Source organism: Streptomyces sp. NPDC127108 (assembly GCF_042677545.1).
In the GTDB taxonomy this organism is placed as follows: domain Bacteria; phylum Actinomycetota; class Actinomycetes; order Streptomycetales; family Streptomycetaceae; genus Streptomyces.
Map to the genome: position 1 here is coordinate 125421 of NZ_JBHXTE010000028.1, position 9948 is coordinate 135368.

Sequence of the window (9948 nt, forward strand, 5' to 3'; positions counted from 1 at the left end):
CCCATCCTGCCCTACTCGCCGCGGCCCTCCGCACCGGCCCCCACCTGCGATCTTCGTCCTCCCTTCACACTCTCACCCCACCAGCCGCAGCGCCCCCTCAGCCACCCCCACCCGCACGCTCTGTCCCCACCCCAGACCCAGCGCGTCGCCCTCCATGCCGTCGCCGAAGGCCACGAGGTGGTCCGACTCGACGGTGAGCCACAGGCGCTGCTCCTCGGTCAGCTCGCCGCGGACGAGCGAGGTGCCGGTCGTGGGGGACGGCCAGGCCTCCCGTACGAACCAGAGCAGGCGCGCCTCGTGCGGCTGCGGCGGGCGCGGGCCGTCCCCGGCCTGCCGCCGCAGCGACCCCAGCCAGCCGGTGGCGCCCGTGCCGGTGCCGACCACCACCCCGGAGGACGCCTGCGCCTCCGTGTCCGCGGGGGTGCCCGGTGCGGCGCCGGAGCTGAGGCGGTAGCGGGCCGTCTGGTGCCCGGCGGCGCCGACGTAGATCTCGTTGAGCGCGCACAGCCGCTGGCCGTCGTCGGTCACCGCCTCGACCATGGTGAGTTCGTCGGCCCCGGCCGCCCCCGCCGCCGCGTGCGGAAGGAGCTTCGCCGCGTCGGCCGCCCCGTGCCGCACCAGCACGCCGGGGTTGCGACCCGGCTCGGTGTCGACGCCCACGACGGGCTGGCCCGACAGGTACTTGGCGGCGTTGGCCACGAGCCCGTCCTGCCCCACCACGACCACCACGTCCTCGGGCCCGAACAGGAACCGGTCCAGGTCGGCCCGCTCCACCCGCGCGGTCCGCCACCTGAGCGGCACCGCGGCCGCCACGTCGGCGAGCGCCCGCTGCGCGCGTCGGTGCCGCCCGGCCACCTCGTCGATGTCCCGGCCGCGCGAGGACAGGAAGAACGCGGCCTGCCCGTGCGTGCCGTGCCGGGCGATCAACTCCTCGTACTCGGTGGTGCGGTGGACGAGGACGGCGCGCGGCGCGAGGCTCATGACCGCCGACCCCCGCCACCGCGCGCGTCGCGAGCGCCCCGCGTGCCCGGATCGCCCCCGGCACCCGCGCCCGCGCCCGCACCGGCCTCACTCGCACCCGTGCCTTCCTGGGCACCGGCACCAGCACCTGTGCCCGCCTCGGCCCCGGCCACCCCGACACCCCCACCGCGCCCCAGCCTCCCCAGCAGTCCCGTCACCACGTCCGGGGTGAGCGTCAGGCTCTCGATGCGCGGGACGTTCTCGGCGAGCCGGGTCGCCGCCAGGGCGTGCAGGGTCGTCGGGTCGGCGCTCGCGTGCGCCGTCAGCCAGGACCGCTGCGCGGCGGCACGCGCCTCGCCGACGGTGCGGGCCGCTTCGGCCTCGGCCCGGGCGAGCGCCACCGTGCGGGCGGCCTCGGCCTCGGTGCGTACGGCGTCGGCGGCGGCCTTCTCCTCGGCCTCGCGGCGCGCGTTGGTGCCGCGCCGTGCCACCAACTCCTCCTCCTGGCGGGCGAGTTCGATGCGGCTGGCCAGCTCGTTCTCGGCGATGGCGCGCTCGCGCTCGACGGCCACGGCCCGGCGCTCGAACGTGGCGCTGTCCGCGTCCTGCTGGATGCGCTCGCGTGCCGGGGTGCGCAGCGCGCGTTCCACCTCCGGCTCGGGCCGGATCGCCACGACGCGTACGGCGACGACCTCGATGCCGGTGGCGGGCAGCCGGGGCTCGGAGCCGAGCCCGGTGCGGACCCGCTCCCGTACCGCGGCGACGCCCTCCGCGAGGGCCTCCGAGAGCGGCATCCGGGCGAGGACGTCCAGGGCGTGCTGCTGGGCCGACTCGGTGAGCAGCGTGGACAGTTGCTCCAGGGGCGCGGACCGCCAGACCCCGGTGTCGGGGTCGACGGAGAAGTCCAGGCGGGCGGCGGCCGCCGCCGGGTCGCTGATCCGGTAGGTGACCGCGGCCTGGACGGTGACGTCCTGGAAGTCGGCGGTGCGCGCGTGGAAGGCGACCGCCAACTCCCGGTCGTCGACGGGTATCTCGGACAGCGCGGCGCTCAGCGGCCGGAACCAGAAGCTCAGCCCGGGCCCGTCGTGGGCGAGCTTGCCGTTCTTGTGGTGGCGGATGTGGGCGGTCGGCGCGGACCGCAGATGACGCAGGCCCAGGCGCCGGGTGATGTCGGCCATGGTGGAACCCCTCCCGTTTTTCGTCACCTCGACGATATTGGTTCGACTTGCTTATCGTCAAGGCGACTAAAAGGGAGGTGGGGGCTCTTGGCCCTGCCCTGCCTACCGTTTCCGTGCCACCCCCGCGTACAACGGCACCTCCGTCCCGTCCCGCACCTCCGCCACGCCGAGCTCCGGGCGCCAGTCCGGCGGCCACACCAGCCCCGGCTCCAGGAGGTCGAAGCCCTCGAAGAGGCGCAGCACCTCTTCCCGGGAGCGGGGGACCAGCGTGACGCCGCCCGCCTTGTACATCTGCACGGCGCGGTCGGTGCGTTCGGGGATCCAGTCGCCCGCCATCTGTGAGAGGACCAGATGGCTGCCCGGGGCTAGGGCGCCGACGAGGCGGGCGACGATCTCCCGGGCCCCGTCCTCGTCGCTGACGAAGTGCAGGAGGGCGATCAGGGAGAGCGCGATCGGCTCGTCGAAGTCCAGGACGGACGCGGCGAGGTCCAGGATCCGGTCGGGCTCGCGGACGTCCGCCTGGAGGAAGGTGCTCGCGCCCGTCGCGGACCCGGCCATCAGGGGCTCGGCGTGCGCAAGGACGATCGGGTCGTTGTCCACGTACACGACGCGCGCGTCGGGTGCGGCGGACTGTGCGACGCGGTGCAGGTTCGGCTCCGTCGGTATGCCGCTGCCGAGGTCGAGGAACTGGCGTATTCCGGCCGTACCCGCGAGGTGGCGGGTGGCGCGCTGCATGAACCAACGGTTGTGCTGGGCGCAGTACTTGGTGCTGGCGTCCAGGGCGACGAGCTGCTGTCCCAGCTCCGCGTCCGCCGCGTAGTGGTCCGTCCCGCCGAGGAACCAGTCGTAGACACGGGCGGGGTGCGGGGTTCCGGTGTCGAGGCCTTCGGCGGCGGGCGGGACTGCGGTCACGGGGCAACTCCTCGGGCGGGAACGGTGGTTCGGGCCGCGCGGGCCCGGCCAGGAGACGGTAGCGGCAAGCGCCCGTGACCGTGCCGGCGCGGACCGCGAGGGTCCGGTGACCGTTCGGGCAACGGGCCGTGCCCGCGCGGGCGATGAGCCCGTGGCCGTACGGGAATCGGCCGTGCGCGAGGTCTTCCCGAGGGCCGCGCTTTATGAAACTGTCCTACCAAATCTTGACGGGAGCTCTGCCACGGCCCTTCACTGGGGCTGATTCCGGGCTCGCTCACCATTTCTTCCGGGGTGCAGAACTGATGCGAAAACGGACGCGCGGCCATGATCTGGCCGCTCTGCGCCGACTCAACACCACCGTCGTCCTGCGCGCCCTGCACCGCCGCAGCCCCCAGACCCTCGCCGAACTCGCCGCGGGCACCGGCCTGTCCCGGCCCACCGTGGACGCGGCCCTGGAGGAGCTCGCCGCGCAGGGGTGGGTCACCGAGGCCGACGCGGGGGAGCGGGTGCGGGGGCGCCCGGCGCGGCGGTTCCGGTTCCGGGGCGAGTCCGGGTACGTGCTCGGGGCCGACATCGGGCTGCACAAGATGGTGCTGCTCCTCGCCGACCTCGGCGGCAACGTCATCGCCGCCGAACGCGCCGACATCGAACCGGAGTTGGGCGGCGGCCCGCGCCTCGCCCTCCTCCAGAACAGCCTCGACGCCTTCCTCGACGCCCACACCGTACGCCGCGACCTGGTGCTCGCCCGCTGCGTCGGCGTGCCCGGCGTGGTGGACGCGAGCGGCCACGTCACCTCCGTCGTGGTGCCCGAGTGGTCCGGAGTCGACCTCGGCCGTCTCCTCGCCGACGGCGAGAGCGGCCACACGCTCGTCGAGAACGACGTGAACCTCGCCGTGCTCGCCGAGCGCTGGCAGGGCGCCGCGACCCTCGCCGGGGACGTGGTCTGCGTCCTGACCGGACACCGCGTCGCCTGCAGCCTCACCATCGGCGGGCAGCTGCACCGCGGCGGCCGGGGCGGCGCGGGCGAAATGGGCCTGCTTCCGCTGCTCGGCATGGACAGCGCCCACGAGGCCCTCGCCTGGAAGGACGGGCTGCGCGACGGCGAGTCCGAGGTGGCCGCGCTCGCCCGCGCGGCCGACGCCGCGGACCCGCGCGCGCTCGACGCCATAGCGGACTTCGCCGACCGCATCACCCCCGGCATCGCCGCCCTCGCCCTCGCCCTCGACCCCGAACTCGTCGTCCTCACCGGCGGCGCCACCCCCCTCGGCGCCCACCTCGTGCCGCTCCTGGAGGAGCGGCTGCGGCCCCTGACGCTGCACGTGCCGCGGATCGCGCTGAGTTCCCTCGGCGAGCGCGGCGTCGCCCTCGGCGCGGTGCGCAAGGCCCTCGACCGCGTCGAGGAGGAACTGCTGGCCGACCCGGTCGGCTGACCGCCCGCCGCCCCACCGGCGCCCGCGCCGGGTCCGGCACCCCCACCCACCCCCAACGGAAGCGGAGGCGCGTGATGCGCAGGAGGACCCTCCTCTGCTCAGGCCTGGCCGCGGCGTCGGCACCGGTGCTCGCCGCCTGCTCGGACGAGGGCGGCAGCGCCGACGGCGGCGGCCGCACCACCGTCTCGTACGGCATGTGGGACCCCGCCCAGGTCCCGGGCATGAAGAAGATCATCGCGGCGTTCGAGGAGCAGCACCCGGACATCTCCGTGCGCATCGAGCTGACCCCGTGGGCGAGCTACTGGACCACCCTGAAGACCTCGATGCGCGGCGGCACCGCCCCCGACGTGTTCTGGATGAACGCCGTCAACTTCCAGCTGTACGCGGCCCACGACGTCCTGGAGCCCTTGTCCGAGCACATCGGCAACGACCGGACCCCGGTCGACCGCCACCCCGAGCAGCTCGTGCGGCTCTACTCCTACGACGGCGTCCAGTACGGCTTGCCGAAGGACTTCGACACCATCGGCCTCTGGTACAACAAGGCGCTCTTCGACAAGGCGGGCATCAAGTACCCCGACACCACCTGGACCTGGGACGACATGCGGGACGCCGCCGCCGAACTCACCGATCCGCGCGAGCGCGTGCACGGCTTCTGCTCCGAGATGCAGCGCCAGATCGTCCTCTACCCGGCCATCCACGCCGCGGGCGGCTACGTCCTGCGCGACGGGCACTCCGGCTTCGGCGACGAGCGGTCCGTCGAGGGCCTGCGGTTCCTCACCGACATGATCGACCGCGGCTGGTCGCCGCCCCAGTCCGCCATGGTGGAGAACATCGCGCGGGTGCGCTTCTGGTCCGAGAAGGTGGCCATGGTGCACGACCTGTCGGCGATGGCCGGGCAGATGTACGCGGTGCCCGCCCTGAAGGATCACGCCGGAGTCACCGTGCTGCCCAAGGGCCGCGAGCGGACCACGATCATCCACGGCCTGGCCAACGTGATCTCCGCCAAGAGCGACAAGAAGGCCGCCGCCTGGAAGTTCGTGCACTTCATGGCGGGCCGCCGGGCCGCCGAGATCCAGGCGGCGTCGGGCGTCACCATCTCCAGCTACGCGGGCACCCAGGACGCCTGGCTGAAGTCGATGCCGGAGTTCGACCTCAAGCACTTCATCGACATGGAGAAGTACGGCGTGCCGTACCCGAGCTCGAAGAACACGGCCGTCTGGGAGAACCTCCAATATCCGCTCCTCGGCGCCGCGTTCAGCGGCAAGGGCGGCATCGAGGACGCCGCCCGCACGCTCGGGAAGCAGATGGACCGGGCCCTGAAGGAGGAGCGGAGCTGATGAGTCTCTTTCCCGCCACGGCGGCCGCGAAGGCGGCCGGACGCCGGTCGCCGAAGTCCGCGGCCCGGCCCGGCTCGCGCGGACAGCGGGCCGCGTACGGATTCATCGCGCCGCTCGGCATCGGCTTCGCCGTCTTCTACTTCTGGCCGATGATCCAGACCTTCTACTTCAGCTTCACCGAGTTCGGCCCCTTCGGCGGCCACACCTGGACCGGCACCGACAACTACGCGCGCGTGCTGCGGGACGTCACCGTCTGGCAGGCCCTCGGCAACACCCTCATCTACTGCGGCATCGGGCTGCTCGCACTGCCCCTCGCCATCGCCGTGGCCGCGCTCCTCAACCGGCGCGGGCTGCGCGGCGTCGCCGTCTACCGCGCCCTGTACTTCGTGCCGTTCGTGACGCTGCCCGTCGCCGTCGGCCTGGTCTGGAACTGGCTGTACAACGGCGACTTCGGCCTGCTGAACGAGATCCTCGGATGGTTCGGCGTCGACCGGCACTACTGGGTCTCCGACCCCTCGACGGCCGTGCTCGCCATCGGCGCCGTCATGGTCTGGTCCACCACCGGCTATTACTTGATCATCTTCATGGCGGGCATCAAGGCGATCCCGCAGGACTACTACGAGGCCGCCGAGCTGGACGGGGCCGGGCCGCTGCGCCGCTTCTTCACCATCACCCTGCCGCTGCTCAGCCCCACGCTGTTCTTCGCCTCCGTCATCTGCATGATCCAGTCCCTGCAGACCTTCGACCTGATCTACATCATGATGGGCGAGAAGAACCCCGCGGTCGGCGACACCCAGTCGGTCGTCGGCCTCTTCTACAAGTGGGCGTTCATCGAGAACGCCCAGGGCGCCGCGGCCGCCCTCGCCTTCCTGCTGATGCTGCTCATCGCGGGCCTCACCTATCTGCAGTTCCGGCTCCAGCGGAAGTGGGTGCACTATGGCTGACACCGAGATCACCGGAGCGCGGACGGCGGGCACGCGGACCGCCGTCGCGGAGGCGGCGGTGCCGCGACCCCGACGGCGTGTCGACTACGGCTCCCTGGCGACCCACTTGGTGCTCTCGCTCGGCGCCGTCGTGATGGTCTTCCCGTTCCTCTGGCAGGCCCTCACCGCGCTCAAGTCGCTCGCCGAGGTCTCCCGGGTGCCGCCCACGTTCCTGCCCGACGACTGGAACTGGTCGAGCTTCGACGAGGTCTTCACCGCGCTGCCGTTCCGCGAGATGCTCACCAACAGCGCCCTCGCCACCGCGGGGCGCACCGCGGGCCAGCTCGTGTTCTGCTCCCTCGCCGCCTACGCCTTCGCGCGCATGCGATTCCGCGGCCGCGACGTGCTGTTCGGGCTCTTCCTCTCCGTCCTGATGGTGCCGAGCTCACTGCTCGTGCTGCCGCAGTACGACATCATCCAGCAGTTCGGGCTGCTCAACTCCACGCCCGCGCTGTTCCTCCCCGGCATGTTCAGCGCCTTCGGCACCTTCCTGCTGCGGCAGGCGTTCCTCGCGCTCCCCAAGGAGCTGGAGGAGGCCGCGCGCATCGACGGCGCGGGCTCCTTCCGCATCTTCTGGTCGATCATGCTGCCGCTGATCCGGCCCGCGCTCGCCGCGCTCGCCGTCATCACCGCCATGACCGCGTGGAACGACCTGCTGTGGCCCCTCATCGTGAACACCGACCCCGAGACCATGCCGATCAGCGCGGGCCTGACCTCCCTCGAAGGCCAGTACGAGACCAACTACCCCGTGATGATGGCCGGTTCGCTGATCGCGAGCCTGCCGATGCTGCTCGTCTACGTCTTCCTCCAGCGCCACTTCGTACAGAGCGTCGCCTTCACGGGCTCCAAGGGCTGACGGCACACCGACGCACAGAGAAAGGCCAGATCCTCCATGCCACCGCTTCACATCGGCCTGCTCGGCGCGGGCGGCATCGCCCGCGCGCATCTGCCCGGCTGGCTGGAACTGGGCGCGCGGGTCAGCGTCCACACCCAGGACGGCTCCGCGGACAAGCTCGCCGCCGAGTACGCGGCGCGCGGCCACGACGTCACCGCCGTGCCCACGCTCGACGAACTCCTCGCCGACTGCCGCGCCGTCGACATCTGCACCCCCACCCCCACCCACAAGGACCTCGCCCTCGCCGCGATCGCCGCGGGCCGCCACGTCGTCTGCGAGAAGCCGCTCGCGCTGACCGTCGACGACGCCGAGGACATCGCGGCCGCCGCCGACACCGCGGGCGTACACCTCCACCCGGCGCACGTGGTGCGCTACTTCCCCGCGTACGCGACCATGCGCGACGCCGTCGTACGCGGTGAGCTCGGCGCCCTCGCCGTGCTCCGCCTCACCCGGGGCGGGGCGCGGCCGCAGTGGGCGCCCTGGTTCGCCGACCCCGCCCAGTCCGGCGGCGTGATCATGGACCTGATGGTGCACGACATCGACATCGCCCGCTGGGTCGCGGGCGACGTGGTGCGCGTGCACGCCCGGACCCGCGGCGTCGAGCACGCCACCGGCGCACCGGCCGGCGTCGTCACCGCCACCGCCGTCCTCACCCATGCCTCCGGCGCCGTCAGCCACGTCAGCGGCCTGTGGGGGCTGCCCGACCAGCAGTTCCGCACGACGTTCCGGATCGCGGGCGCCGACGGGCTGCTGCGCCACGACTCCACCGCCGTGCCCGGCTTCCGCATCACCGCGCAGGGCGAGCGCGCCGCCAACGAGGGCATCCCGTCGAGCCCCATGACGGAGAGCCCTTACCTCACCGAACTCCGCGAGTTCGCCGCGTCCTGGGACGACCCGGGAATCCGGCCGCGGGTGAGCGCCCGCGACGGCATCGAGGCGGTGCGGGTCGCGCGCGCGGCGGTGGAGTCGAGCCGCACGGGCCGCGCCGTCGAACTGACCACCGCCCCCGTCCCAGGGCCCGGGAACGCCCCCGCACCGAGCGCCGGGACCATCGCGAACGAGGAGTACGCCCGATGAAGGTCGCCGTCCTGTCGTTCGCCCACGTCCACGCGGCGGCCTATCTGACCCTGCTCCGTGACCTGCCCGGCGTGGAGGTCATCGGCAGCGACCCCGACACGGAGCTCGCCGCGCCCGGCGAGACCCGGGGCCGCGCGTTCGCCGAGCAGCACGGCGTCCCGTACGCGGACACGTACGAGGACGTCTTCGCCTGGGGTCCCGACGCCGTGATCGTCTGCGCCGAGAACGCCCGGCACCGCCCGCTGGTCGAGCTGGCCGCCGCGCGCCGCGTCGACGTCCTGTGCGAGAAGCCGCTCGCGACCACCGTCGCGGACGGCGCGGCGATGGTCGCCGCCTGCCGGGCGGCCGGGGTGCGGCTCGCGGTCGCCTTCCCGGTGCGGTTCAGCCCGGCGTACGCGGCCGTCAAACGGGCCGTGGCCGCCGGCGACACCGGCCGCGTCCTGACCGTGTCCGGCGCCAACAACGGCCATATGCCGACCCGCGCCCGCCGCTGGTTCGCCGACCCCGAACTCGCGGGCGGTGGCGCCCTGATGGACCACACCGTCCACATCGCCGACCTCCTCGACGACCTGTTCGCCGCCCGCGCGGTGGAGGTCTACGCGCAGACCAACAACCTCCTGTACGAGGGCGAGGTGACCGCCGAGACCAGCGGTCTGGTCACCGTGGAGTACGACAACGGCACCGTCGCCACCATCGACTGCTCCTGGTCCCACCCCCGCTCCCACCCCGCCTGGGGCGGCCTGGAGATGACCCTCGTCGGCGAGCACGCCACGCTGGAGATGGACGCCTTCGACCAGAAGGTGCACGGCCACAGCGAACGCCACGGCCGCGCCCTGGAACTCCCCTTCGGCGTCGACCTGGACGCGGCGATGCTGCGCGCCTTCCTGTACGGCCCCGGTCCCGACGGCATGGACGTCGCGGACGGCGAGGGCGGTCTGCGCACGCTGCGCATCGTCGAGGCGGGGTACGCGTCGGCGCGGACGGGGGTGCCGGTGGCCGTCGACTGAGGCAGGCCGCGCGGCGCGCCGGATGCCAGGGCCTGCCCGGCGTTGCGGGGCGCCGCGCCGGACCGGGCCTAGGGCCTGTCCGGCGGATCTTCGCGGGCCCGCGACGCCTGGCACGCACTCTCGCCGCACGCCCGAATCACCCAAGTACGTCCAGTACGAGGGCGATCCG

The 9948-nt window shown here is 73.0% G+C and carries 8 protein-coding genes and 1 pseudogene; 6 read left to right on the plus strand and 3 right to left on the minus strand.

Features of this window, described 5'->3' with window-relative positions; all coding sequences use genetic code 11:
• Nucleotides 1–72: 72 nt before the first annotated feature.
• From ACFVHO_RS24260 to ACFVHO_RS24270, 3 genes and pseudogenes are all read right to left on the minus strand, one after another.
• The gene (locus tag ACFVHO_RS24260) at nt 73–981 is read right to left on the minus strand and encodes a hypothetical protein (protein WP_385718233.1); all 909 of its coding nucleotides are present in this window, start codon (nt 979–981) and stop codon (nt 73–75) included.
• 152 nt (nt 982–1133) lie between these two features.
• Nucleotides 1134–2138, minus strand: a pseudogene (locus tag ACFVHO_RS24265) (SPFH domain-containing protein); the annotation flags it as partial.
• 102 nt (nt 2139–2240) lie between these two features.
• Nucleotides 2241–3050, minus strand: coding sequence for an SAM-dependent methyltransferase (locus tag ACFVHO_RS24270; RefSeq protein WP_385718236.1), 810 nt, complete (start codon nt 3048–3050; stop codon nt 2241–2243).
• Nucleotides 3051–3352: 302 nt separating this feature from the next.
• On the opposite strand from ACFVHO_RS24270, the gene ACFVHO_RS24275 reads away from it, so the two are divergent.
• The 6 genes from ACFVHO_RS24275 (at nt 3353) to ACFVHO_RS24300 (ending at nt 9779) form a co-directional block, all read left to right on the plus strand.
• Entirely contained in the window at nt 3353–4480 is a 1128-nt protein-coding gene (locus tag ACFVHO_RS24275) for an ROK family protein (RefSeq protein WP_385718238.1), read from the plus strand.
• A 74-nt stretch (nt 4481–4554) separates the two neighbouring features.
• On the plus strand, nt 4555–5817 hold the full coding sequence (locus tag ACFVHO_RS24280; protein ID WP_385718241.1) for an ABC transporter substrate-binding protein: 1263 nt from the start codon (nt 4555–4557) through the stop codon (nt 5815–5817).
• The gene (locus ACFVHO_RS24285; RefSeq protein WP_385718243.1) at nt 5817–6761 is read left to right on the plus strand and encodes a carbohydrate ABC transporter permease; all 945 of its coding nucleotides are present in this window, start codon (nt 5817–5819) and stop codon (nt 6759–6761) included. The genes ACFVHO_RS24280 and ACFVHO_RS24285 overlap by 1 nt, the downstream gene beginning before the upstream one ends.
• Complete coding sequence (locus ACFVHO_RS24290; RefSeq protein WP_385718246.1) at nt 6754–7656, plus strand: carbohydrate ABC transporter permease; 903 nt, start codon at nt 6754–6756, stop codon at nt 7654–7656. The genes ACFVHO_RS24285 and ACFVHO_RS24290 overlap by 8 nt, the downstream gene beginning before the upstream one ends.
• Nucleotides 7657–7692: 36 nt before the next feature.
• On the plus strand, nt 7693–8772 hold the full coding sequence (locus tag ACFVHO_RS24295; protein WP_385718249.1) for a Gfo/Idh/MocA family protein: 1080 nt from the start codon (nt 7693–7695) through the stop codon (nt 8770–8772).
• Nucleotides 8769–9779 (plus strand): Gfo/Idh/MocA family protein, encoded by a 1011-nt coding sequence (locus ACFVHO_RS24300; RefSeq protein WP_385718252.1) that lies wholly within the window; start codon nt 8769–8771, stop codon nt 9777–9779. Before ACFVHO_RS24295 ends, ACFVHO_RS24300 begins: the two co-directional genes overlap by 4 nt.
• Nucleotides 9780–9948 lie beyond the last annotated feature (169 nt).